This is a genomic window from Verrucomicrobiota bacterium (assembly GCA_016200005.1).
Taxonomy (GTDB): Bacteria; Verrucomicrobiota; Verrucomicrobiia; order Limisphaerales; family PALSA-1396; genus PALSA-1396.
The window spans coordinates 61,769-88,287 of sequence record JACQFP010000085.1 but is presented as its reverse complement, the minus strand read 5'-3'; the positions used below and the strand labels follow the sequence as shown (position 1 = coordinate 88,287).

Genomic DNA, 26,519 nt, shown 5'->3' with positions numbered 1-26,519 from the left:
AGGTTGGACGGAAGAATTCGAGTTTTATTTGATCGAGCTGGCTGTCCGTCCGCCTCCAACGGCATCACAAAGATTAGAAGCTGACAGGGATGTCCTCGGGCCGCAGCAATTTTTCCCGCACCATGATGCGCGCCAGATATTGCAGTTGGTCGAGTTGCGGGTCCTGTTTGAGGCCGAGCAGCAGAAGTTCACGCGCTTGCGGGACATTGCCCAAACTCAAACTGGCCTTGGCCGCCATCGCCGCGTAAAGCGCCAGCGGCCATTCCAGCGCGGGTTGGGCAGCGTTACTCGGCGGCGCGCGGAGAATTGCTTCCACGAGCCGAATCCCTTCCGGCCATTGCTCGCGATTCGACAACAGCGAAGCCCGGGCCTGTAAAAAGCGGTTTCCCTCTTCATTCACTCCTTTGGGCAAATGGGTCGGTCGGAGGAGTCGGTTGGCCGGACGAAAGATGCACGGAATGAAAGCGCTGTCCAATATTTCAGGAGAGTTGTCTCCGGTTGCCGCGCCAAACCGTTTGATCAGGTAATTCTCCAAATCGTTGTTGCAGGTGTTGTGCCTGGCAAAAATGGGTTTCAACACATCATCCGGCAGCGTGCCCAAGACGGATTGTTTCTCGAGCGCGGCAAAAGGCAATTGCCAGGTCCGCTCGTCAAAGTTGGCCAGTAGGCGTGACTGGCCGCCGATGTAAAATGCCTTGGGCGCCTCGTATTCGAGGACGGGGAAGGCGTCCGACTGCGTCGGCCCTCGACCGGGAATCGCGAACCCGGTACGTTGTGACGCAATTTGCCGCGCCCAGATTGTTTCCGGTGTCTTGAGGCCGATCTGTTCCAAGTCCTCACGCGGGAGTTCCCGCGCAAAAACTTTGCGAAATGAATCGGGATTCGTTTCCCACGGCTGATGGGAGCCAAGAAAAACAATGTCACCCAGATTTGTGTCCCAGATTTCCACGTAGGGAAAAACACTGCCAAACGTGCGCAACACCAGACCCACGATGCCATCGTTCATTTCGTAAACGTGGAACCATTGCGCCATGATGCCGCCTTCCTTGAGCCGCGTGGAGGCCAGTTCGTAAAACTCGCGACTAAACACGCTGCCGATGCCGGCGACCCACGGGTTGGATGGCTCACTGATGATGACGTCATACTTCTGCGGATTGAGCTTCAACACCGTCCGCGCATCTTCTGGCCAGATCCGCGTGCGGGGGTCGGTCAATACACCGTGATTCCATGGCTCAAACAATTTGCCCGCGCGCAGGACGGGCCGGCAATTCTCCGCAATGTTCAAGTGCTCGATGGGATGACCCAACAACGCGCCACCCGTGATACCGCTGCCAAAGCCCAGCACAAAAACATCCTTGCTGTCCGGGCGCGCCAGCATCGGCAGATGCGCCAGCAGATATTGCGTCGAGAGATCGCCTTCCGTCGAGGCATCCGGTTTGCCATTGATGCGTAGCGCAATGTCCTTCGAGTTCTTGAGTTTTTCGACCGACACCGTCGCATCGGCGGCGTCTTCGTAAAAAAGAATTTCCACATTCTTGCGCCGGAACTCCATTTCGCGGGGATCTACCGCCAGCTCGCGTTTGCGGAACGCGCCCGAACTCATCACGTGCCGCCACCCTTCACCGCCAAAGGCGCAATCCAAAAGCAACAGCCCCGTGATCACCGCGCCAACGGCCAACGTGCGCCACTGGCGGCGGATTCGCGCCACCAGCAACGCCGTCACGCTCAACACAATTGCCAACACGCCGAACGAGCCTCGCAATCCGATTCGCGGCATCAACACAAAGCCAGTCAACAACACGCCGGCGACCGCGCCCAGCGTGTTCCAGGTCAGCAAACGCCCCACGCGGTCGCCCAGCACCGAGGTGTTTTCCGAAGCGGCGCGAATGGAAAGCGGCAGCACCGAACCGAGCAAAGCCGCCGGCACGCCCAGCACGAGCATCGAAATCGCCGCCGCGAGAATCTCGTGCAACCGGAAACCCATGGCACTGGCCGCCAAGCCGGTTTTCGCCAGCCGATAAACCTCGACCACGCCCTCCATTTTGAACACCAGCAACCCCACCAGCCCGGACGCCAGCAACAGCAGCGCGATGCACGTCTTTTCTTTTTCCATGTGTCGCCTGCGCGGCGACGCAATCACCGCGCTGCCCAGTCCGATGCCAAGGATGAACGCCATCAGTACGATCGCAAACGATTGCAGCGACGCGCCAAAAATCAGCGACAAGCACCGCGTGGCCAGCACCTCCAGCCCCATTGACACCGCTCCCGTGAAAGTGACCATCACACAACCCCATCGGAAAGCCGCCGCGGCACATTGTGACGGCGCCGTGTCGGAGCCGGCTGATGCGCGGGCGGCGTCGGTCGTCAATTTACCTTGTCGTCGCGCCAAACCAATCGCGGCAAATCCGACGAGCACATTCGCGAACGCCGTCATCTGCAACGTCACCGGCAACCCCATCGCGCGGACGAGGAAAAATCCGGCCAGCCCGGCGCCACAGACTGCGCCCAGGCTATTGGTGGAATAAAACCGCGCCGAACGGCGGCCGGCGTCGGTTGATTGTTTCTGCAACCAGGCAGCCAGCAACGGCAGGGTGCCGCCCATCAATGTCGTTGGACCGAGCAACAAGGCAACGCTCAAAACGCCTTTCAACACCAGCAACAGCCCGCTGTGTTCCACAATCGGCGAACCCAGCTTGACGTAAATGCCATCGGCCAGACCGTAAATCGATGTGAAGAAAAAAGCGTAGAGGCCGATGGTTACCTCAATGTATCCGTACCATGCGAGTGGTTGCCTCGCGCGATCGGCGCGATTGCCAAAAAGCCGGTTACCCAGCGCCAGTCCGCCCATGAACACCGCCAGCACGACCGTTTGTGCCTGGATCGTGCTGCCAAACATCAGCGCCAGATACTTGGACCAGACCACCTCGTAGATCAGCGCGGTCGCGCCCGAGCAAAAGAAAAGCAAAAGAATCGGCATAAATGGCAGCGTTCGTTGCGCGCGGTTATAGGATAGCCGCGCAGCCGTTGTCGATAGCGTTTAATTTTCTCTCCACTGGTTTGACACGGCGGACGCAGTCGCTATATTGGCCAGCCTTTTATGAATCGGAGTCCACATGTGGCGGTCGTCGGCGCGACGGGCGCCGTCGGCATCGAGATGATCAAGACGCTGGAGAAACGCAATTTTCCGGTCGGGAAATTGACGTTGCTCGCGTCGGCCCGTTCCGTCGGCAAGAAACTCAAATTCCGCGGCCACGACATCACCGTCAAGGAACTCACCAAGGATTCCTTCGCCGGCATCGACATCGCGTTATTCAGCGCCGGCGGCGGCATCTCGAAGGAATTTGCCCCCATCGCGGCGAAGAATGGTTGCGTGGTGATCGACAACTCCAGCGCCTTCCGCATGGACAACCAGGTGCCGCTGGTTATTCCCGAAATCAACGCGGCCGATGTGAAGGAGCACAAGGGCATCATTGCCAACCCGAACTGCACGACCGCCGTCACACTCATGGCGCTTTACCCGTTGCACCGGGCGTTCGGTGTGAAGCGGATTTTTGCTTCGAGTTACCAGGCCGTGTCCGGCACCGGCGCCAAAGCGATTGAGGAACTGGAACGCCAGGTCGAGCAGGTGGTGAAGAAACAACCGGTTACGAAAGAGGTGTATCCTCACCAGATCGCGTTCAACGTTCTGCCGCACGTCGATTCCTTCCTGCCATCCGGTTACACGAAGGAAGAAATGAAAATGGAAAACGAAGGGCGCAAGATCATGCATCACCCTACCTTTCGCGCCAGCGTGACTTGCGTGCGTGTGCCGGTCTATCGCGCCCACTCGGTGGCCGTGAGCGCCGAGTTTGAAAAACCGGTGACCGTTCCCGCCGCGCGCGAGTTGCTCGAACGAGCGCCCGGCATCGATCTCGTGGACGACCCGGCGAAGAACGAGTATCCGCAACCATTGCACGTCGCAGAGAAGTACAACTGCGCGGTGGGCCGTCTCCGTCTCGACTGCGCGCTGGACAATGGCCTTGCCTTCTGGGTCAGCGGCGATCAACTGCTGAAAGGGGCCGCGCTCAACGCGGTCCAAATCGCTGAAGAGTTGGTGAAGTGATTCGGCAAAGCGACGCATGGGCGCCGTCAGGTCGCCTCACGGAGTTGCGAGCCTAAAAAAGCGGCTGTCGTTTGATAAGGACAGTATAACTTCGTTCTGTAGGTTGCTGAGGTTGAGCATTGGAGTATTTGTGACTTCGACCCAGTTCGTCGTGCTCAAATCCGGCTTCTGCTGCAAGGCGAAATTTGTGGAAGGCACGAGCCATGAGAGCACCGCGTTTCCATCACCAGCTGCGATGTTCAACGAGGGCAATGGAGCGATTGGCAAAGTGTAAATCCCGCCGCGGTACACTGCTGCCTGCAGTCTGGTTCCGTCCGCTGATGAAGCAACCGCAATCCAATCTAGATACGGGGCATTATTTAACATCCAGGTTGTCCCAGAATCTAGGGATGTATAAATGCTGCCGCCATGTGTGGCGACGAGTTTGTTTCCGTCCGCCGAAGAAGCTGCATAGTTCCAAAGTCCGCCTTGGATTGCGGATGTCAATGTCCAGCTAACGCCGCCATTTGTTGAGACGTGAATCCCCGCATCAAAACCAAGCGCCATCAGCTTTTGTCCATCCGCAGAAGAAGTGACGGCTGACCATCGATTACTCGGCACGCTGGCTTGCATCCACGTTGCTCCCGCATTCGTCGAGACGTAAATGGTACCGGGCTGGTTGTTTTCGTCTTCATACGCCGCTGCGACTAGCTTCACCCCGTCCGCTGACGAGGCTATGGCTTTCCAGTAGGCGTTGGGCAAGCTATTCGATGTCCAAGTCGCGCCATGATCGAGAGAGGTGTAAATCCCCTTACTAAATGTACCGGCCGCCAGTTTGCTGCCATCAGCTGAACAGGCAATACATTGCCAATTCTGGAAGGGGCTGCTGGTCTGAACCCAGTTCACTCCACCATTTGTTGAAGTGTAAATCCAACCGCCTGCTGCGGCCAAGTAGTTGCCATCTGCTGAAGAGGCCACGGCCATGGCATAAACCGGGGTTGTGTTCGAGAACCAGTTCGCTCCCGAGTTTGTCGAGGTATAAACCGTGTTGAAATCGGAAGCGATCAACTTCATTCCATCAGCAGAAGAAGCAACTGTAACCCAATTCTTAACCGGCGCGCCGTTCTGCATCCAGGTCTGAGAAGAAACGACGGAAACAGCGCCGAACAGCACGAAAAGAGCAACCGCAGCCGGTAGCAGATGTTTGTTCATTAGTGAACTACATTGAACTACTCGTTTTGATTTTGCAACCGGTTACCAAAGATTGGCTGAAAGTGTTGAGCGTGTTGATCCGGCAGAGCGCGAATGGTCGCAACGATTGCATGTTGCGGAGAAATGAAAATGCTTGGTTGACTGTTTCGGCTCGATTGCGCACTGGACAACGGCCTGGCGTTCTGGGTCAGCGGCGATCAACTCCTCAAAGGCGCCGCCCTCAACGCCGTCCAGATCGCGGAAGAGTTGGTGAAGTGACGCAGACTAGGGTTTGCCCGCTTCCTTGGTAAATGCGTTGACGCTCTTGATCTGCGCTTCCTTGGCGGCATCCATCACTTTCACGATCTGACCGAACGGCGCATTCTTGTCCGCGCTGATGGCAAGCTTGAGTTGCGGATTTTTTTCAACTTCAGCCAGCAACTCGGCTCTCAATCGGTCCATGGTAACCGGTCTTGATTCCACGCCGAGGCCCAAGCTTCCTTTGTCGTTAATCGCGATCACCAGCGGCGGCGCTTCATTCGCGCCGGTCTTGGTGGCCTGGCTGGATTCCGGCAGCGCCAGTTTCAGCGCCGGTCGTTGCTTGAACGTGGTTGTCACCATCAAGAAAATCAGCAGCACGATCAGGACGTCGATCAACGCCACGATGATGACCGTGGGCGGCTTGTGACGTTTGCGAATGAAGAAGCGCATGGTCAGGGTTTGATTTGCTGGCGATATTGCCGGCGGAGAAATTCATCGCACAACGTTTCCATTTCCACCGCGAGCATTTCCACTTTCTTGCTGTAATAACTCCAGGCGATGAGCGCGGGAATGGCGATGAGCAGGCCCGCGAGCGTCGTGTTCAGAATGAGGGCGATCCCCTTGGCCAGCGCCGCGTTGTCGCCCAGTCCCGACTGACCCAGCCCGCTGAAGAGCGTGATCATGCCATAGATCGTGCCGACCAGGCCCAATAGCGGCGCAATACCCACGACAATTTCCAGCACGACCAGTCCGCGCTCCAAGCGCACCATCTCATGCCGGGCGCGCGTCTGGACGGCGTCCTCACATTCCGCCTTGGGCCAGTGCAAATGGTCGGCGGCCAGCAGCAGCAACCGGCTCAAGGGCGAGGCATTTTGTTCACAGGTGTAGCGCAGCATGTGCATGTCTTCCGGCGATTGACAGCCTTCCACCGCCGCTTCAATCGCCGGCGGAACGACTCTGCGCCACCGCAGGGCAAAGCCGCGTTCCACAATAAAAGTCACGCCGACCAAGGAAGTCAGCACCAGCATCGCATAAAAAAATGTTTCCATGATTGAATAGTATAGACCACCAAAACGGTCCGTTGTTTAACCAAAAGAAAAATTCGTCTCCTAATTATAGTAAAAAGTAAACCGGACTTCACGGTAATCCGCCCCCACCAGCCGTCTCAGGTCGCTCGGCCATTTCTCGAACGGTGCCGGATCGAGCACGGCCTTCTGACACAACAGGCCCAGCAACTCGCCCACGTCATTGTCCACCTCCTTCATTTCGGTGATGCGTCCGTCGTAATTCAAGCGAAATTCCAAAACCACCTTGCCCGTGCGGTCGCGCGCAAAATCCCGGCTGTCCAGCAGGCCATACCAGCGGCTCTGGACCGCGGCGATGAACATCGCATCATACGCGCCGAACGCCGTGGCCTTGGCGTCCACCGACGAAATTTCCACCCGCCGTCTGACGCCGCCTTCCTGTTTCATTTTTTCACCCGCCAACGCGTGTGCCGCGGCCAGGGTGCGCGGCCGTTCGCGCTCCGTTGCCGGTGACTCGGTGTGGTCGGGTTTGGGCGCGGGTTTTCCCAACGCCAGATCGCCGGGCGCCGGACCGGTTTTTGGACGAGGTTCGGCCGATTCCGGTTTTGGCGTTGGTTGCAATGGAAATTGTTTGGTGCGCGGGACGTCCTCGGTTTTGGGCACCTGGGTTTGTTTGCCGGAAATTTTAGGAATGTTGGAATCAATTTGTGAATCGGGATTGGCCGCCTTCGAGTTTAATGCGGAATAATACTTGGCGACCTTGGGCGCTTCCGTGGCAGCCTGGGTGGGATTTACGTCAATGAATAACAGCGGCGGCTCCCGGTTGATGGGTGGTTTTTTTTCCGCGGCCTTGACCGCGGCCAACGATTTTTTCAACCAGGCGGGCAGGATACTCTTGTTCCACAAATCATAACGTTGCCCCAGTTTGAACGTGCCGAACAACAGAAGGTGAATCGCCAAAGAAATGCCGAACGCCCACACCAACGGATCCACGCTCGGGCGAACACTGACTTCCTGTGACCTTGCCATAGACATGCTTGAATACTTTGCCGCAGGTTGAACCTGGGGGCAACTGTTTACCTCGGTTCGTAGGAGACGACGTAAGGAGACTCTCACTGCTTCCCGACCGAAAAGGAGAAAAGGAGCAGAGGAGATCCGAACTCGTGCAGCGATTTCTCCCTTTCGCCTTTTCCCATTTTCCCCTTTTCCCCTCTGCCCTGCGTGAGAACATCTTCACTTGGGGCTGGTTCAGTCTCACGGCTTCGCGTCTTCCACGGTGATCCGCAACTCTGCCCCGTTGCACCGAATCTCCGGCACATACATCGCGTGGCCGAGGACGGGCAGCGCGTGGAAATTTCCCGGCACTTCGGCGCGGAAATCGTACCGGATTTCCCAGACGCCTTCCGGCAGCTTGTCGAGGAACAAGGCGACTTTGCGGTCCCGCAACTCTTGATAAACCCAACGCGAGCGGTCGGTGTAGTCGTCGCTCGATTCCGTCGCGCCCTTCGGAGGAACGATTAGTTTCTGGCCGGGGCGGATGCGGTCGGTTGCCAGACGATTGGCCTTTTGTATTGCGCTCACGGACGTGCCGCTGCGCCGGGCGATTTGAGAAAGTGTGTCGCCGTTTTTTACGGTTTGGACCGGAGACTGCGCCGAAGAACTGGCTGGTCCATGCTTGCGATCCACCGCGCCGCTTTTTAGTTCACGCGCATACAACGATTCGCCGCTGCGAATTTCAACCGCTTCGATGCCCGCCGGCTTGAGGTCTTCAAAAACAAGATACTCGTAGTTGTTCTTCGCCTCGATGGTCAGCACCGTCTCGACACGCTCGCCGCTCTTCACGCTCTCGCCGTCCGCCAGCGGGACTTTGTCATAGATGTAGCCCTTGAGCAGCGTCGGGCGGCCGACGAGCTTGTAATACTCGCGCTTCACGAAAATCTCGTTGCCTGCGGCCGTGATCGGTTCTTCCAGGCTGAAGAATTTGCCCTCGACCGCGAAATAGACGGGAGTGTCGCTGCCTTTGCGTTTGATGCGAATCTCGTTTGCGTCCTTGACGAGCTTCGGATCAATCGTGAACCGGCTCGGCGCATTAAACACGTCCGCACCGCTGATTTTCTTCTTTGCGATGGATTTACTGTTCACGATCAACTCGTATTCCAGTTCGCCTTCCAGTTCGCCGCTCACGCGCAGGTAATCGTTCATCGCCAGCACGACGATGGCGGTGTCGCGGGTGTTGCTCCACTGCGCGCCGCGACGGTTCTTGATGAGCCAGTTCGTGACGGGTTCGACGAGTTTGTTCTGTGGGTCAATCGTCAGCAGGGCGCGCAATGCAAACGCCGTTGCCTCCACGCCGCCATCCGACCAACGCCAGTAATTCCCGTCTTCACCCCAGTGCGCTGTGCCCAGGACTGTTGAGAGTTGAGAGTTGAGAGATGAGGGTTTGCCGTCAACCAGCACGGACAAATCAGGCCGCTCATCACGCTTCACGCCGTTCTCCAGATTGGCAATGAGCGTCTTGGCTTGGCCGGCCTTGCCGAAATGATGCGCGGCGAGGGCGAACAAGGCGCGCGTGTAGGCGTTTAGTTTTTCACGGTTCGTCCAAAGGTTGTCGAAGGCTTTGGTCTGAAATTGCGATGGCTGCGTTTTCTTCCCTGATGCGTGGTTCACCGCGACCGCGTGGAGCATCCAAGCTTGCATGTCGTAGTTCTCCTCTTCTTCGACCAGCGTCTTGTCGAGGAAGCTGACACCGCGTTCGAGGACGCCGTCCTTGAGTTTGATGCCGGAGTCTTTCGCGAGCGTAAGTCCCCATACGACGTAAGCCGTCATCCAGTGATCGCTGTCGCCTTGTTTCCACCAACCCCAGCCACCGTCGGCGTGTTGGAAGTCGTAGAGCCGTTCCAGGCCGGCCTTCACCATGTCGTCGAGCTTCTGCAAATCCTTTTTGCCTTTCGGCTGCGTGGCAGCGGCGGAGTTGGTCTCGATGCCGCCGAAGACGCGGCTCATCACGTCTTCGGGTTGCAGGCCGAGGTCGCGGAGCGTCTTGGCGGTGATGGCGGCGGGCAGGAAGCGACTCATCGTTTGTTCGGTGCAGCCGTAGGGGTAATCAATCAAATACGGCAACGCGTCGAGCATCGTCACGGCCATGCTCGGCGTGACTTGCACAACGAGCGAAGTGGAGGCTGGTTTGCGTTCCTTCGGCAAATCGAGCTTCACGGTGATGTCGTTCCCGCGCACCTTGCCGGATTTGGAAACGAATTTTTCGATGCCGTGCTCGTAGGCGAAGTAGGTTTTCTCCATCGCGTCGGCATATTTGCCACCGCGTCCGGTAACCTTCAGTTTCACCGGCCCTGGCCTGCTGACATGAACATACCAGTCTTGCCGCGCCTCGCTGTTGGCGGGAACTTCGCGTGGTCCAAGCTCGCCTTTTACCGGCTGCCCGTTCTCGAATAAACCCGTGACGTCCACACCGGCAGCATCCAGGTTCAACTGCACCTTCATCGGCTGATCCGTGTTGTTGTTAATCACCGCGGAAATGACGACGAAATCACCGACCACAAAGAAACGCGGCGCTTGCAGACGGACGATGAGCGGTTGCTTGGTGCGCGTGGTGGCATCGGCGATGCCGAATTGATTTCCTGACGACGCGACGCGCGCGGTGGCCTTCCAACCCGTCAGCGAGTCGGGATATTTGACCTTCACCGTCGCCTGGCCGTTCTGATCCGTAGCGACATCCGGCTGCCAGAGAATCGTCGAACGGAAATCCGAGCGAACAGTCACGGCGGGTTCTTGACCTGGCGGTGTTAGTTGTGCGGGCATTTCCTTAGCCTCGAGTTCGCGGGTTACACTAAGCGTTGAAGCATCTGCCATGAAAGCTTTGGTCGCAACACGCGCTCCACCTGACCCCGTTGCTGCACCGGGGGCCGGCGCGTTCACCGCCAATCCGAAGACGTTTCGATCGACTTGGTAAGCATCCTTCCTTCGCTCATCGAAGTTTTGGAACTGCCCTTCCTCGCGGAAGCCCGCCTGCCTTTTCTGCTGCTCCATCCGCTCCTTGTCCTGCTCGTCGATCAACTGCTCGTTCTCCCACTCGATGAGCTTGGCGTAAGTCTTGTGGTTCATGGTGCTCTGGGTCTGAATTTGGTGACCACGCTTCGTGCCAAAGAAAAATTGGCGCGGATCACTCGCGTAGTCGCTCTGGATGTAGAACACCGACTCATCCACGAGGCTGAACGCGACTTCCGCCGGCACGGGCTTGCCCTCATGGTCGCGCGTCGTCACCGTGAATGTCCCGTCCTCACGCGGCTGATATTGCGCGCGGTCGGGCTTCACATCAACAGTGAGGAAGTGTTTCGTCGGCGGCACGACGATTTGCTTCGTGTCGATGAAAATCTGCCGTTCGTTCACGAGCGCGGCGCTCAGGAAAATATTGGGCACATGCTTCTCGGCGATGTCCAGTTCGACGAGCTTCACCGTGCCGGTGACATGCACGAGTTGATAGCTGTAAAGGTCCTCGCCCTCGACGCTGAAGAGCACGTAACGGTCGTTCGTGGGCGTGACGAGCATCACCGGCGCGCGGTGGCCAACGCGGAACGTCTCCTTGTCCGCGATGATCTGCACGCCGCCGTGGCGATAACCCAACTCGGTGGTGGCGTTGTTCGCAACCCAGACGGTTGTCTCCGCTCGAATCGGCTGCGGCGGACGATTCGGAACAACGTCCTCACTCAACCACGCAACGCGATAGTAGCCCTCGCGCTCCGGCGTGAAGCTGAGTTCCGCCACGCCGTTTGTGTCGGTCTTAAGCGGTTGCGTGAGAATGTCGTCGTGCTGATAACCGCGGAACTTCACGCGCCACGGCGAATCGCCCGGCTTCGACGGAGGCGGGAACGCGCCTTTACTTTGCAGCGCCTTCAACTCGTCGCCCTTCACTTCCTTGCCCGCCGGGTCGAGCCAGATTTCCCACCAGTAATCGCGCGTGACCTTGACCGTGCCCTCGGCCTGCACCGGCTGCTCGTTTGCATCGAGCGCCTTGAGCTCCACGCGCGCCTTATCCTGCGGTTTATAGAGATTGTGCTCCGGCTGCGCATAAACGTAATAACGCTGGCGGGTGACGCGCACGTTGCCGCTGCCGAGTATCTCGCGCCGCGAGGCGTCTGTGACGCGCGCCTCGATGCGATAATCCAGATCGCCCTGGTCGCGCGGCGTGTCGAAGGTGAGCGTGGCCTTGCCGGTGGCGTCGGTCTTGAGTGTTTCGCGCTTGATGATCTGGCCGCCGCCGAAGTTGCGACTGAAGCGGCCACGACCTCCACCTTCGTCCATGTCTGCGTAAAACCACTCGTAGTCGCGGCGCGGATGCCACGTCTGCCAAAATGGATTTTGGTGAACGAGCACTTCAACGTTTGCGTTCGCCACCGCGCCGCCGAAATAATAGTCCGCCTGGATCGTCACCTCGACTTTTTCGCCGAGACGAAACGCCTTGCGCTGCCCATTTTCTTCGGGCGTCTTCACGGACACCTTGAACTCCGGCAGTTTGTATTCTTCAAGACGGAACAGCGTCGCGTTGCCGATGCCGTGTTTGCGGCCGTCATCCCAAAACTGCACGCGATACTCAGCCAGCGGCATTTGCTCGGTGAGTTCGAGCGTACCCCACGCGCTGCCGAAAGTGTTGAGCTTCGCCTTGTCGGCCTTCACTTTGACACCACGCGGGTCGGTGATTTCAAATTCGATGGTCGCGTCGCTGGGCGTGGAATAAACCGAGCCGTTGTAACGCCGGGCAATGAACTTCCACTGCACGGTTTCCTTCGGGCGATACGCGGGCCGGTCGGTAAAGGCGTAAATCTTCCACGGCTCGGACTCGCCACGATTCCAATAGCTGTTACCCGTGCTGAACGCCTGGCGGTCGTGGCTGATGGCGCTGGCAAATAGTTCCAGATTATTGTTCGCCGGACGCGACAAGTCGAAGACCGCGATGCCTTCATTGTTCAACGGCTTTTCGGTTTGTTTGGCCTGCCACGTCCTGCCGTCGTGCCAGCGCTCCCAGAGCTTCACCTTGCCGTTGGCGATGGGTGCGCTGTTGAGCGCGTTGCACAAATAAACGAGCGCCTGTTTGCCGGAAGTTTTCAGCACGAGCGCGGCGTCGGTGACGAGGATGAGGTCGCGCGCGCTCAGGTTGCCCGCCTTCGCTTCGATGACGTAAGCGCCGGGACGCAGCTTGGCGTCGTAGCGGCGCGTGCCGCTGCCGGGCGTGTAGTCGTCTTCGGTCGTAGCCGCCGACGTCAGTCGGCGCTGACTTTCCGATTCTTTAGTTTGCGCGGACTGACGTCCGCGGCTACGAGCATCGAATGACCACGACTTGATTTTTTCCACTTTGGTGAGGTCGATGGAATGCAACCAGTCACTGCGGCGCTCGTCCTGTCCCGAAAGCTGCACGTCGCGATTCAATTCCACTGGATAGAGCGCGAGGTCGATACGCTTCACGTTGCGCCAATTCAGGTAGTATTGAATTTCCGAGTCCGGCAGGAAGATGTTACCGACGCTCAGGCCAAGTTGCGGATCGGTGATGCTCTTGATTTGCGCCTGCGCCTGTTCCCAGAAGCGCGTTTCGCCTTTGGCGAACTCCCCCACTAACCGGCGAAACAGTTCCAGCGCCTTGACGTAATCCGGCTGCGAAGACCAGTTGCCGTCCTTGAGCGGAATGACCCGCCCCTGGTTCATCATCCACTCGGCGTAATTGTAGAGCGCGTCGTCATACCAGTCGGTCGTCTTGCCGATCTTGAGCGCGGCCTCGAAATGCTCCGGCACGCGGGCGCGCTGCTCCCAGTCGCCGCCTTGGTTGCGGATGGTCATGGCGATGAGGTAATGCGTGTGGGCCTGGTCGTTGTCGGTCTGCGAAATTTTGAGGACGTTTTCCAGTACAGGCATCGGGAGGTAGTTGCCATAATTGCCGTATTGGTAGTAGCGCTCACGACCGGGCGGCGACGCGATGCGCCAGATGATTCTCAAGTAACGCTCCCGCGCCAGTTCGATGTCCACTGTGCCCGCCCACCAATCCAGCGCCTGCTGGTAATACGGCCACGCCGCGCCCCAATTCTGTTGATTGCGCCGCGTCCACCAAAAGTCGCCGAGTGACTCCTGCACCTCCACCCATACGCGGTCTTTGTCTTCCGTGCGCTGCACGTCGCGCACGAGTTTCTCCAACTCCTGCCGCGCTTGGTCGAGCTTGGTAGTGTCAGCGGTTTGGGTCGTGGCTTGCGAACGCCATTGCGTGTCGGCCAGACGAAAGCTCACCCAGCGCGATTCGGCGGGCGGGAGATTCGTGAAGTTGACGGTGGCGTAAAGATCATGTGCCTTGGCGAAAGAACCGTCGGCGTAGAGCTTCTCCGCGTTGGTCTTGAGCGATTCGTATTCCGGCGGTGGCGCGGCGAATGTTTTAAGCCAGAGCAACAGGCCAAGAGCAACAGATGTCAGCAATTTCATAATGTCCTTCCCGTTGGACGGCGTTGGCGCAAAAATGCTCCCGCCAGCTTGACGTAGCGAGAAATTTCCTTTCGACCTGAAAACGATTCGCGACTAACGTTCCTGCCGATGTCCGCCGAAGCACAACTCACTCCCATGATGGCGCAGTATCGCCGCATCAAGAGCGAACTGCCCAAGGACGCGCTGCTCTTGTTCCGCCTCGGCGATTTCTACGAAATGTTTTTCGAGGACGCCAAGGACGGCTCGCAGTTGCTCAACCTCTCGCTCACTGCGCGCAACGGCGTCCCGATGTGCGGTCTGCCGTTTCACGCGGCCAACGGTTACATCGCGCGCATCCTCAAAGCCGGACGGAAGGTCGCCATTTGCGATCAAACCGAGGACGCGAAACCCGGCAAGCTCGTCAAACGCGAAGTCACCCAAATCCTCAGTCCGGGAACGCATTTCGACGAGCGGCTGCTTGCCGCTGAACGCAACAACTTTCTTGCCGCCGTGTATCCGAACGGAAAAATCTTCGGCCTCGCGCTGGTGGATTTAACCACCGGCGATTTCCTGACGACGGAACTGGAATCCGACGCCGCGCTGCTCGCGGAACTGGAACGGCTGCGCCCGGCGGAAATTATTTATCCAGGTGAGGCAAGCGCGGTAGGTGATTTGTTGCGAGGACGAAATGCGCAGTCCCTCACCCCGTCCCTCTCCCCATCGGATGGGGAGAGGGTGGCGAAGCCGGGTGAGGGGTTCGTCACTTCCAAATCCAACTTTGGCTGGATCGTGAGCGACTACGACGACTGGACGTTCGCGCCCGAGACTGCGCTTTACACGGTGCGCGAGCATTTCAAGGTCGCGTCGCTCGACGGCTTCGGGCTGAAGGATCGCACCGCCGCCATTGGCGCGGCGGGCGGGGCGTTGCATTACCTCGCGCAGAATTTGCGTCGCGACGTGAAGCATCTCACGCGGCTTTCGTTTTATCATCGCAGCGATTTTCTTGCACTCGATTACACCACGTTGCGGCATCTGGAAATTCTCGAACCGCTCCATCATGACGCTCCGCGTAACTCATCGCTTTATGGCGCGCTGAACAAGACGCTCACGCCGATGGGCGCGCGGTTGTTGCGTAGTTGGCTTTCGCAACCGCTCGCCGCCGTTGAACCGATCCGCCGCCGGCAGGAAGCCGTGCAGACGTTCATCGAAAACACCCCGGGGCTGGACGCTTGCCGCGCGCAGCTCACGAGCGTTCGTGATCTGGAGCGCACCGTTGGCCGGCTCAGTTCTGGCAGTGGCAACGCCCGTGATCTCGTGGCGTTACGCATGGCGCTGGAGCAGATTCCGGCGGTGAAGCGAATCCTCAATGATCTCGTAGCAGCCGACGTAAGGAGGCTCACTCTGAAGGATGAAAGTCAGAGCCTCCTTACGTCGGCTGCTACGGACGAATTGAAGGACGCTCACCCCGCCAACTTGGTTGAAGAATTGAACGCTCAACTGACCGAAGCGCCCGACCTCGTGGAGTTGATTGGGCACGCCATCGTGGACGAGCCGCCGCTGGCGGTGAAGGAAGGCGGTATGATTCGCGACGGCTTCGACACGAATCTCGACGAATTACGGAACGCCCAACGCGGCGGCAAGGATTGGATCGCCAAGCTGCAGGCGGATGAGATCACGGCCACGGGAATTTCGTCGCTCAAAGTGCGCTTCAATTCCGTCTTCGGTTACTACATTGAAGTCACCAAGGCAAACCTCGACAAAGTTCCGGCGCATTACCACCGCAAGCAGACCGTCGCAAACGGCGAGCGCTACATCACGCCCGAGTTGAAGGAGATGGAGGGCAAAATCCTCGGCGCGGAGGAGCGCAGCGTGAAGCTGGAATACGAACTCTTCCAACGCGTGCGCGAGGAAGTACTGGCGCAGATGGCGCGCATCCAGCAGAGCGCCGCCGCACTCGCACAACTCGACGTGCTGGCGTCGTTCGCCGAAACCGCACGGCTGCATAGCTATTGCCGTCCGCAGGTTGGCGGTGAAGGTGTGTTGCAAATCCTCGACGGACGGCATCCGGTCTTGGAGCAGCAATTGGTGGAGGAGCGCTTCGTCCCGAATGATACGACATTGGGTGTGGTGGCGAACGCCACAGCGTTTGGAGTTCCGCCTTTAGGCGGTTCGGCGGGCGAGGTAGGTCACACGATGCCGCCTAAAGGCGGGACTCCTTACCCCCAAATCGCGCTCATCACCGGGCCGAACATGGCGGGCAAATCCACTTATATCCGGCAGGTCGCGCTGATCACGTTGCTCGCGCACACGGGAAGTTTTGTGCCGGCGGCGGAAGCGCGGATTGATCTCGTGGATCGAATCTTCACCCGCATTGGCGCGAGCGACGACCTCGCGCGCGGGCAAAGCACCTTCATGGTCGAAATGACCGAGACGGCGAACATCTTAAACAACGCCACACCGCGCAGTCTCATCGTGCTCGACGAAATCGGGCGCGGCACGAGCACGTTCGATGGGCTGAGCCTCGCCTGGAGCATTGTCGAGCATCTGCACAACGCCGTCGGTGCGAAGACGCTCTTCGCGACGCATTATCACGAGCTGACCGAACTCGCCCAGCGTCTGCCGCGGCTGAAAAACTTCAACGTGGCCGTGCGCGAGTGGCGCGATTCGATTGTGTTCCTGCGCAAGATCGTCGAAGGCGGCACGGACAAGAGCTACGGCATCCACGTCGCGCGCCTAGCCGGCGTACCGAAAGACGTGTTGGAACGTGCGAAACAAATCTTGGTGAATCTCGAGGAGTCCGAACTGACGCCGGAAGGCACAGTGCGCCAATCCCCACGCCGCCAGCAAGACCGCGACAAGCTCAGGCAACTCGCCCCGCCGCCGCAGTTGGATTTGTTTGGCTGAGTAAACTTTGCATTTAAAATACAAGAGCGTTTTCACTTGTATCAGTCAACCGAATCCAAGTTAATCAACGGAGATGAATAGCGTGCGCTTTTTGCGGGGGAGCTGGTGGTGCAGTGGGTTGTTCCTGCCTCTGATCACGCTTGCCTTGACCGGTTGCTTCGCGCCCAAGGCGACGCTCCGTTCATCGGGAAAGCTGGAGACGTATCGCAAGGTATATCTGGCTCCCATTGAAAACGATCCGCGCTCAGTCCACCCGCGCATTTTGTCGCGGCTCAAACAGTCGGGATTTGAGGTCGTGGAAATGAAGAAAGACGGCCCGCCGTTGGAATCACAGGGCAGCGGTTTCGTCCTCACACCCGAAGGCCAACTGCTGACTTGCGCGCATGTGCTGGAAGGTCAGACCAACGCCACCGTGTGGATCCAAAGCAAACGTTACGTTGGTCGAGTCGTGACGATGGATACGAATCTTGACCTTGCGTTAATCACGGTGGACGGCGCACACGACCCGTTTCGTCCATTGCCCTTCGCCTCTGACACGAACTATCACATGGGCCAGGACGCCTACACGATGGGATTTCCGCTGGCCGAAGTCCTGGGCACCGCTCCGCGCCTGAACAAAGGGCTGATCAGTTCGACGGTCGGCATGGAGGACAATCCCAAGCAACTCCAGGTCTCGGCAGAAGTCCAACCCGGCAGCAGCGGCGCGCCGCTTTTGAACGAGCGCGGAGAAGCGATTGGGATCGTCGCCGCCACCCTAAACCCGATGAACGTCCTTGCGCGCACGGGCGGCAACCTCCCGCAAAACGTCAACTTCGCCATCAAAGCCGGCCCCATCCACGAGTTTCTTGCTACTGCGAACATCACGCTGCCAGCCGCCGCGGAAAACCAAAAGAGCGGGTTCGAGGAGGCCAAAGCCTCGCTCGCATTGGTGCGCGGCGGGATCGTCGAAGAGGCGGACTTGAAACAACCAGCGCTCCTGTGTCGCTACGTCTATGCCAGCATCTGGGATGTGTGGTTTCGATTTCGCGTGTTTCACATCGAATTCTACGACCTGAAGAAAGGGGAGTGGGTGCTGAAAGCCGGCCAGTACGGCGACAACATGTTCAGTTCGGAAGACGGCGTGCTCGACCGCACGTTCGAAGAGATTTGTGCGAAGTTCTTTCCGGAGCGCCCCAATCCATTCAAAGGCACGAAGACCAAGCCCAAGCCCGAGCCGAAGCCATCCAGTTGAGGAACCCATTGTTCGTCGTCGCAACGTCACGGCGATGCAACTTAATCCCCTGGGTGCTTGGACAAGTTCATGTTGCATATGCAACATAAACTTGTCCTGCATGGTGCATGGGCGCGATGCGGGCAGTTGCATTGCTCGCGGAATCTCTCCCATTTGTCACACGCTTGAATCCTGTGGTATGAATCGGGCGTGAACGCTTTGAAGAATGTGGCAGGAGTCGCAAGGGTGCCACATGGTTGCACAGGGTTGATCCTGATCGTGGTGTTCTGGCCGTTGAACTGGCTGCTGCCAGACGACACCATGCGCAGTTCGTTTTTCTTTTTCCCGCTCTGGCTCGGCTACATTCTGGTGGTCGATGCATTGGTCCTCTTGCGCAGTGGCACGTCGATCCTCACTCGTTCGCGACGCGATTTCATCTGGTTGTTCGTCACCTCGGCGCCGGCATGGTGGTTGTTTGAATGGATCAACCAGCGCACCCGAAACTGGGAATACCTCGGCCGCGCGGTTTTCAACGGCTTCGAGTATTTCATATTGTGCACCATCTCGTTTTCGACCGTGATGCCCGCGGTGTTTGAAACCGCGGAACTGGTGCGGACTTTTCGTTGGACGCAGCGGTTCGTCAACGGCCCACGTCTCGTGCCCACGCGCGCGTTCACTTTCGGACTTTTTCTGGCGGGTCTGGCCATGCTCGCGTTGACGCTGGTTTGGCCGAAATATTTTTATCCGCTGGTATGGGGCGCGGTGTTCCTGATCCTCGAACCGCTCAACATCGCGCTGGGTCGCCGGCATCTCTTCACGCGGCTCCAAGACGGCGATTGGCGACCCGTCATCGCGCTGTCGGTGGGCGCGCTTATATGCGGTTTCTTCTGGGAAATGTGGAATTATTTCTCCTACCCGAAATGGATTTATCACACGCCCGGCGTAAATTATCTGCACATCTTTCAAATGCCGCTGCTCGGTTATGGCGGTTATGTGCCGTTCGCCTGGGAACTGTTCGCCTTGCGGAATTTTCTCTCGCCAAACGCCGCGCCATTGCGGCTTTAGTCAACCTCTGGCTGCAAAGGACATCCACAGCGGGAACTGCTCTCCTCCAACTTAATCATTGTTTGGGCTTGCGGCCAATTCCCCAAATGAGCCAAATCGCCAGCGCCACCAGCAGAATGAGCCACCAGAAATAACGCAACTCGCGCGCGGCCATCTCGACAAACGAATACGCCCGCGGAAACAGCAACACCAACGCGACCACCACCGCAAGCAATAAGCCAATCTGCAAAGCCGCTCGCGTTCGTGGGTTCATGGTGGGGACGGTTTTTCCGCCGGGCCAAGCGGCAGCAACAGCGCGGCCCCGGTGTTGTTCACGTCCGCAGGGACAACCAGTGGTGATTTGCCGTCCCAGCGCTCGACAATCTTCAGTCGCAGGAAGGCCGGGTTTAACTTGAGCGCTTCGCCGCGCACCTTGATCGCTTCCCCTTCGCCGCGCGCGCTGATGACCGCGGTCTCGGCTTCCACTTGCGTCTGCAATTGCGTGAAGCGCGCCTGCGCGGCCTGTTGTTCGGCCACCATCTTCGCCTCAATGGCGTGTTCCAGTTCCTTGGAAAGCTCAATGTTGCGGATGACGATATCCTCCACCGTCAGCATGACGCCGATTTTCTGTTTCGCTGCCGCGAGCGCCTTCTGTTTGATTTCCTCGCGGCTCTTGACGATTTCCTCGGCCGTCAGCAGCGCAGTAACTTCCTTGAGCGCCTCCTGCACACGCGGCGCGATAAGGCTGTCGAACGGGTCCCCGGCAAATTGCTTGTAAATCTGCACGACCGACGCCTCCGGCACGCGATAAAGCACGCGTAAATCAAGGATGACCTGTTGCAAGTCGGACGAAAAACATTCGGCGCGAACGGACTGCGTCTTTTGCCGGACGTTCACCGGCACGATCATCGTGATGAACGGCGCTTTGAACCCAAACCCTTCTGGCAGGAACTGGTCCGCCGCCTTGCCGAGCGTGACCTTGATGCCGCGCGTCCCCGGTTGGACGACATAAGTGGTGGTGGCACTCGCAATGATTAGCACGAACACCAGCACCCCGGCGCCGATAATCTTAGGCAGGAACGAGGGGTTCATGGCGTTAGCGGGGGTTCGGGCGCCGCCCGGCGGCGGGCGCGGATTTCGGGGTGTTGGCATTGCGCTTTAATTCGCGGAGGCGTTCGAGGTCCTGCAACGGGAGCACGAAATTATCGCTGCCGCCGATGATCAACGGAGTGAGGCCGTCCCATTTGTCCACGATCTGCAAATCGATGTAAGTTGGATTCTCCTTCAACGCCTGGCCGCGGATGCGGATGGACTCGGCTTCGCCTTTGGCCTTGATGACGGAGGTATCGGCTTCGATCTGCGCGCGCTGCTGGAGATACTTCGACTTCGAGGCGTCCTGTTCCTGTACCATCTTGGCTTCGATCGCTTGTTCGAGTTCCTTCGTGAGTGCGATGTTTTGGATGACGATGTCCTCGATGACCAGCAGCGTGCCGACCTTCTTTCGGGCAAGCTCGAGCGCGCGCGTTTTGATTTGCTCGCGGTTCTTTACGATTTGCTCCGCGCTCTCCAACGCGGTTACCTCCTTGACCGCCTCATGCACCCGCGGCGCGACGAGACTGTCGAACGGCTCGCCGTAATACTCCTGGAACAACTTCACCACGGAGCTTTCGGGAATGCGAAACAGCACGCGCAGTTCGATCTGAATCTGCTGCAGGTCGGACGAATAACATTCCGCCTTGTCCTCGGCGGTCTGTTGGCGGATGGAAATTGGATGAATCGTGGTGATGAACGGCGACTTGAGTCCGAAGCCGTCGGGTTTGAAGGCGGGTGAAACCTTCCCCATTGTCACCTGCACGCCACGATAACCTGGATGCACGACGTACGTGCCTGAGGCTGCCATAATGACGATGCAAAAAATCAGGATAGCGACGCCGATTAACCGCATGACGCCCTGTGGACTCATAATCCGTTTCTAGTTGAAGCGACTTTAGCTGCAAGGGCAGGTGAAACAAGCAAACAATTCCGGCTTTCCCTGTTCGACACCCATTGTGCATTGTGAGGGGTCTGGTGATTGGAGTTTGATAGAGGCATTTCCGTTTGGTAGGTTGATTCAGAACAACGCATAAACCAAAGGCAATATGGCACAGGCAATCATGGACCCGGAGGAAGTGCGGCGATTCGCCGAGGAACTGAAGCGCTTCAACCTCGACGTGCAAAACCGCATCGCTTCGCTGCAGGCGCGGTTCGCCGCGTTGGGTGACACCTGGCAGGACCAGGAGCACGCCAAGTTCTCCGACGAATTCAAGAACACGATCAAGGCGCTGAAGAAGTTCGTGGAGGTTTCCAATCAACACACGCCCTACCTGTTGCGCAAAGCCCAACGCATCGAGGATTACCTGAAACAGCGTTGATGCCATGCCGGAAAAAGCCAAAGTCACTTCCATCGAAGCGCTGGAGTCCTTCCGTAGCAGCCTCATCGTTTATCTGGCGAACGCGATGCGCGTCCTCGATGAAATCAGCGGCGATGTCCAGCGCACGCGACTCTGGATTGAGGATGACCGGCTTGGACATTGGCAGCATGAAACGCAACGTCGCACCCGAAAACTTCAGGAGAAGCAACACGAGTTGTTCAGCGCCAGAATGTCCAGTTTGCGGGAAGCAACCCAAGCCGAGAACATGGCCGTCCTCAAGGCCAAACGCGCGCTCAACGAGGCGCAGGCAAAATTGGATCTCGTGAAAAAATGGAACCGGCATTACGACAATCGCGTGCAGCCGCTGGCCAAAGACGTGGATAAACTGCGCGATGTGCTGGCCGTCCACATGGGCAAGGCGGTCGTCTATCTGACTCAGGCGATCCGGACGCTGGGTGATTATGCGGATTTGTCGCCGCCCGAAACGTTGTCCGCGAAAACTGTGCCCCAAGAATCGGGCACAACGGGCGCCACAGTCACGCCAGAGACCGAGGCACGCAAATCATGAGCATGGCCGCCAACAAAGGTAGGCTCGAGGCGCTCACCAAGGAGTTGTTGAGCAAATGGGCGCAGACAAAATATTCCTGGCGCGACGCGAAGAGTCAGGAGTTTGAGCAGAGATTCATGGATGAACTGCTGTCGGGCGTGAACAGGACCGTCAGCAGCATTCAGGAACTCGAGAAAACCATGAACAAGGTCAGGAGTGACTGTGAGTAGCCATGCCAGCGTAGCGAAGACGCTCGAACAGTTGAACAGTTTGAAGACGACGATCCGCGATTTCGCTGACCGGGAGGAGAAACTCAATCGTGAGTTTTCCACTGAGAGCGCGAGACTCCGTCAGCGTCTCAAGCAAACCGCCGAGGAGCGCCAGGCGGTGTCCGCAGCGGAACTTGCCAAAGCCGATGAGTTCTTCCAAGCCGAGACGCAGAGAATCCAATCCCGCTTCGACCAGCGAAAATCCTGGATCAGCCAGATCCACAAGGCGACAAAGCAACGCCGGCTGGAGCAGATTGAGAGCGAGCAGGGAAGGCGGACGTTCGAGGTCCAACGCGATCTCCTGCAAACCGACCGCGGCCTGGAACCGAGCTTGCAGGAAACCGAAGCGGCGTTCGAAGCGTTCACGAATGAACTCGCCGCTGAGCGCGAGTCTTTGGTCGTCCTTGAACGGCGCGTACGAAGTGCCGTTCGCGGATACGGTAAATTTCGCCGGATGCTATCGAGAACGCCGGAGGTCGATCTTGCTCAAGACCACAATCGGCTCTTGGAACTCTTTCGCGCGCGCGCCAGCGAAACCAGGGACAAGCTGAGAGAGCTTCGAAGGTCGCCGCTGCAGTTCTTGTTTCGTTTTTCCCCTCTGTGGTTTCTCGTTCTGCTGATGCTGTTGATCGGCACGGCGCTGGTGCCTGCCCTCAAGCATTTCGGAATCGATTCCATCAGTGATCGCGCGGCGGCTTTCGGCGCGGCTGCCGGTCTGGTCGTCATTCTTTTTCTTTACTTCATCAGCCGGCGGCTGATTGCGCCGGGCGCCACTGCCATCGCCACGGCTTTCGCTCAGGCGCGAGCACTGTTTGACGCCTGTGAACAAAAATCCGTGACTGGGCTTCAGCAGGAAATGGAGCGAATCAAAACGGAAGCCGATGACCGGACGCAGTCGCTTCAGGCCGATTGGAAACAAAACGTGAGGCGTGCCGCGGAGTTGCGGGCGGAGGCGACCATCAAAATCGACACGAAAGCGAAACGCGCTTTGGACAAGAACGAGGAACTTCGCGCCGCCAGGCTCGCGCTTTTGGAACGCGAGCAACCGGGCCGTGTCGCCGCTGTGAAGCAGGCCGCCGAAACCCGGAAGCGTGAATTCGAGAGCCGCCAGAAGGAGCAGGAGCAACAGCTCGGAGCGAAATACGAAATCCATTGGCAGACGTTGGAAGCTGAATGGAAGGGAAAGCTTCAACCCATCTTCGAGGCCATCAGCGCGGCACAGTCCATCTCCGAAAAGCTTTTCCCGGAGTGGAGTTCGGCTTCGTGGAAGGATTGGAATCCGCCGTCGGAGTTCGCTCACGCGGTGAAATTCGGCAGGTTGGACGTGGACGTGACCAAGCTCACCGAGACCTTTCCGCGAAACAAGCATCTCACGATTCCCGGCCCGACAAATTTCAATCTCCCATTGCTGCTCACGTTTCCAGAGCAAGGTTCGCTGCTGTTCGAGACCAAGAACTCAGGCCGTGAACAAGTGATTACAGCGCTCAACAACATTATCCTGCGCCTCCTTTCGGTCGCGCCACCGGGTCGCGTGAACTTTTCCATCCTCGACCCCTTGGAACTCGGCCAGAACTTCGCGGGCATCATGCATCTCGCGGATTACGAGGACCGTCTCATCAATGGCCGCATCTGGACCAAGACCGACCAGATTGAGCAACAACTCGCGAACCTGAACGAGCACATCGAGAAGGTCACGCAGATGTATCTCCGCAACGAATACGCAACCATCGCGGAATACAACGAGCAGGCGGGCCGCATCGCGGAGAAATTTCATTTCCTCGTCGTCGCGGATTTTCCGACGAACTTCAGCGAGGTGGCGGCCAAACGTCTCCTCAGCATCGCGGTCAGCGGTCCGCGCTGCGGTGTTTATACCTTGATCCATTGGGACCAACGGAAGCTCGCGCCGACGGAGTTTGTGCCGGAGGAACTCCGCAAGAGCAGTGTGTGCATTCAGGCGAAAGGTAATGAGTTCACGTTGGCCGGTCAGCCACTCGATGGAACGACTTTGCGTCTTGATTTGCCACCCAGCGCGGTGTTGGCAACGGAGTTCCTTCACAAAGTTGGCCGCGCGAGCATCGATTCCAACCGCGTGGAAATGCCGTTTGCCGAAGTCGCTCCACCCGAATCTCAACTCTGGAGTGAGGACACAACGACCGAAATCCGCGTTCCGATTGGCCGCACCGGGGCGACCAAATTGCAATACCTCGCCCTCGGCAAGGGCACGCGACAGCACGCGCTCATCGCCGGCAAGACCGGGTCAGGCAAATCCACGTTGTTCCACGTGATGATCACCAACCTCGCGTTGTGGTGCAGTCCCGATCAGGTCGAGTTTTATCTGGTGGACTTCAAGAAGGGCGTCGAGTTCAAGTGCTACGCAACGAGCCGTCTTCCGCACGCGCGGGTCGTCGCCATCGAGAGCGACCGTGAGTTTGGATTGAGCGTGCTTCAGCGGGTGGACGAAGAATTAAAACGCCGTGGGGATTTGTTTCGGAAACTCAGCGTTCAAGACATCGCGGGCTACAAGAAAGCGGGCGGCACCGAGCCGATTCCCCGGACGCTCCTCCTCATCGACGAATTCCAGGAATTCTTCGTCGAGGATGATCGCGTTTCGCAAACGGCGGCGCTGCTGCTCGACCGGATCGTCCGGCAAGGCCGCGCGTTCGGCATCCACGTGCTGCTCGGATCGCAGACGCTCGGCGGCGCTTACACGCTCGCGCGCGCCACCCTCGGTCAAATGGTCGTCCGCATTGCGCTCCAGTGTAATGAAGCCGACGCCTACCTCATCATGGACGAGAACAACGGCGCGCCGCGCCTCCTCTCACGTCCCGGCGAAGCCATCTACAACGACACCGCCGGCACTCTCGAAGGCAACAGCCCCTTCCAAATCGTCTGGTTGCCAGACGAGGTGCGCGAGACTTATCTGGACAAGGTGCGCCATCGCGCCGATCGGGATGCGAAGGCGCACCCGGCTCCCATCGTCTTCGAAGGGAACGCGCCTGCGCATGTTGAGGAGAACGACGCGCTCCGCCGCTTGTTGGAAGGCGAGTCCATCAAACCGGTGGCTGCGCCGCGCGCCTGGCTCGGCGCGCCCAACTCCATCAAAGGCCCGACCGAAGCGACGTTCAAACGGCAAAGCGGGAACAACCTCCTCATCGTCGGCCAACGCGACGAAGCTGCGCTCGCTCTGCTGGCCGTCTCACTCGTTTCGCTGGCGGCGCAACATCCGCGCGGGAGCGCCCGTTTCATTCTCTTCGACAGTGACCCGCCGGATTCGCCGCATCGGCGCTTCCTTGATAAAGTTGTTCACGCCATCCCGCACGAAATCTCTTTCGCTGGTAACGCGGAGGTTGATGAGATCATGACCGGTCTCGCGCAGGAAATGGAAAAGCGCGGCGATCCCGAATACGCCGCCAAAGCGCCGGCGATCTACCTGTTCATCCACGACCTGCAACGGTTCAAGAAGCTGCGCCATGAAGAGGACTTCGGCATTTCGACCGACGATGCAGGTGGTGGTCCGAATCCCGGCATCATTTTCAACAAACTCATTTGCGAAGGAACGAGTCTGGGCTTTCACGTCATCTGCACCAGCGACACTGTCAACAATGTAAACCGCTTCCTCAGCCGGAAAGCTCTGAGCGAATTCGAAATGCGGGTTCTCTTCCAGATGAGCGCCAATGATTCGGCGGTGCTCATCGACTCGCCGAAGGCGAACAACCTCGGCCTCCATCGCGCGATCTTCTTTAACGAGCAGGAAGGCCACCTCGAAATGTTCCGTCCCTACGCGCTGCCGGAGAATGGTTGGATTGATGAAACCGGCAAGAATCTGGCGCGGCTGGTTGGCTAACTGCCATCGCCTCTCTCCTCCCATCTCGCCTCGAAATTCTCGCCACGGCCACGAGCACAATGGTTCCTCGAAAGCGCCGGCAGGTTGGGGGGGCCTGAAACTCCGCCGGGCCGATTGGTACGAGGAGAATGTTTCCGATATTCGTCCGCAGCCCGGACACCAGTGCCACCGGCGCTGTTTATGTTCAAGTTGCGTGCAGGTGCAGGCTTGCGACTGCAAGCCTGCTTCTTCCCAAGCTGGGCGCGTTAGAAAGAGTTAATCTCGCGAGGCCTTGTGCCGT

Annotated in this window: 17 protein-coding genes; 8 read left to right on the top strand and 9 right to left on the bottom strand. The window is 58.3% G+C overall.

The features are described from left to right. Positions 1-73 precede the first annotated feature (73 nt). Positions 74-2,977, bottom strand: coding sequence for a fused MFS/spermidine synthase (locus tag HY298_26885; protein MBI3853868.1), 2,904 nt, complete (start codon positions 2,975-2,977; stop codon positions 74-76). Positions 2,978-3,097: 120 nt separating this feature from the next. Between HY298_26885 and HY298_26880 the strand changes: the two genes are divergently transcribed. After that, entirely contained in the window at positions 3,098-4,102 is a 1,005-nt protein-coding gene (locus HY298_26880; GenBank protein MBI3853867.1) for an aspartate-semialdehyde dehydrogenase, read from the top strand. A 36-nt stretch (positions 4,103-4,138) separates the two neighbouring features. Here the strand turns inward: HY298_26880 and HY298_26875 are convergent, their stop codons facing one another. The 5 genes from HY298_26875 to HY298_26855 all read right to left on the bottom strand — a co-directional run bounded on the left by HY298_26875 (position 4,139) and on the right by HY298_26855 (position 14,031). Next, on the bottom strand, positions 4,139-5,293 hold the full coding sequence (locus tag HY298_26875) for a hypothetical protein (protein ID MBI3853866.1): 1,155 nt from the start codon (positions 5,291-5,293) through the stop codon (positions 4,139-4,141). 264 nt (positions 5,294-5,557) lie between these two features. Then, complete coding sequence (locus tag HY298_26870; GenBank protein MBI3853865.1) at positions 5,558-5,983, bottom strand: biopolymer transporter ExbD; 426 nt, start codon at positions 5,981-5,983, stop codon at positions 5,558-5,560. A gap of 2 nt (positions 5,984-5,985) precedes the next feature. Next, positions 5,986-6,582 (bottom strand): MotA/TolQ/ExbB proton channel family protein, encoded by a 597-nt coding sequence (locus tag HY298_26865; protein ID MBI3853864.1) that lies wholly within the window; start codon positions 6,580-6,582, stop codon positions 5,986-5,988. 60 nt (positions 6,583-6,642) lie between these two features. Then, the gene (locus HY298_26860; GenBank protein ID MBI3853863.1) at positions 6,643-7,587 is read right to left on the bottom strand and encodes a hypothetical protein; all 945 of its coding nucleotides are present in this window, start codon (positions 7,585-7,587) and stop codon (positions 6,643-6,645) included. Positions 7,588-7,812: 225 nt separating this feature from the next. Beyond that, complete coding sequence (locus tag HY298_26855) at positions 7,813-14,031, bottom strand: LysM peptidoglycan-binding domain-containing protein (protein ID MBI3853862.1); 6,219 nt, start codon at positions 14,029-14,031, stop codon at positions 7,813-7,815. Between the two features lie 108 nt (positions 14,032-14,139). On the opposite strand from HY298_26855, the gene mutS reads away from it, so the two are divergent. The 3 genes from mutS to HY298_26840 all read left to right on the top strand — a co-directional run bounded on the left by mutS (position 14,140) and on the right by HY298_26840 (position 19,189). Beyond that, positions 14,140-16,914, top strand: coding sequence for a DNA mismatch repair protein MutS (gene mutS, locus HY298_26850; GenBank protein MBI3853861.1), 2,775 nt, complete (start codon positions 14,140-14,142; stop codon positions 16,912-16,914). Positions 16,915-16,987: 73 nt separating this feature from the next. Then, entirely contained in the window at positions 16,988-18,145 is a 1,158-nt protein-coding gene (locus HY298_26845; GenBank protein MBI3853860.1) for a trypsin-like peptidase domain-containing protein, read from the top strand. A 189-nt stretch (positions 18,146-18,334) separates the two neighbouring features. Beyond that, positions 18,335-19,189: a hypothetical protein gene (locus tag HY298_26840; protein MBI3853859.1), complete on the top strand. Its 855-nt coding sequence runs from the start codon at positions 18,335-18,337 to the stop codon at positions 19,187-19,189. Positions 19,190-19,244: 55 nt separating this feature from the next. Here HY298_26840 and HY298_26835 read toward each other — a convergent pair whose 3' ends face one another. The 3 genes from HY298_26835 to HY298_26825 are packed head-to-tail and all read right to left on the bottom strand — an operon-like array spanning position 19,245 to position 21,131. Beyond that, entirely contained in the window at positions 19,245-19,442 is a 198-nt protein-coding gene (locus HY298_26835) for a hypothetical protein (GenBank protein ID MBI3853858.1), read from the bottom strand. Continuing rightward, positions 19,439-20,260, bottom strand: coding sequence for a prohibitin family protein (locus HY298_26830; GenBank protein ID MBI3853857.1), 822 nt, complete (start codon positions 20,258-20,260; stop codon positions 19,439-19,441). Before HY298_26830 ends, HY298_26835 begins: the two co-directional genes overlap by 4 nt. A gap of 4 nt (positions 20,261-20,264) precedes the next feature. Beyond that, a complete protein-coding gene (locus HY298_26825) occupies positions 20,265-21,131 on the bottom strand; it encodes a prohibitin family protein (protein ID MBI3853856.1) in 867 nt (288 codons plus the stop codon). Between the two features lie 175 nt (positions 21,132-21,306). On the opposite strand from HY298_26825, the gene HY298_26820 reads away from it, so the two are divergent. The 4 genes from HY298_26820 to HY298_26805 are packed head-to-tail and all read left to right on the top strand — an operon-like array spanning position 21,307 to position 26,239. Continuing rightward, the gene (locus HY298_26820) at positions 21,307-21,579 is read left to right on the top strand and encodes a WXG100 family type VII secretion target (protein ID MBI3853855.1); all 273 of its coding nucleotides are present in this window, start codon (positions 21,307-21,309) and stop codon (positions 21,577-21,579) included. Between the two features lie 4 nt (positions 21,580-21,583). Next, positions 21,584-22,147: a hypothetical protein gene (locus HY298_26815; GenBank protein MBI3853854.1), complete on the top strand. Its 564-nt coding sequence runs from the start codon at positions 21,584-21,586 to the stop codon at positions 22,145-22,147. Next, on the top strand, positions 22,144-22,356 hold the full coding sequence (locus tag HY298_26810; GenBank protein MBI3853853.1) for a hypothetical protein: 213 nt from the start codon (positions 22,144-22,146) through the stop codon (positions 22,354-22,356). The genes HY298_26815 and HY298_26810 overlap by 4 nt, the downstream gene beginning before the upstream one ends. After that, on the top strand, positions 22,349-26,239 hold the full coding sequence (locus tag HY298_26805; protein MBI3853852.1) for an ATP-binding protein: 3,891 nt from the start codon (positions 22,349-22,351) through the stop codon (positions 26,237-26,239). The genes HY298_26810 and HY298_26805 overlap by 8 nt, the downstream gene beginning before the upstream one ends. The last annotated feature ends 280 nt before the right edge of the window (positions 26,240-26,519 follow it).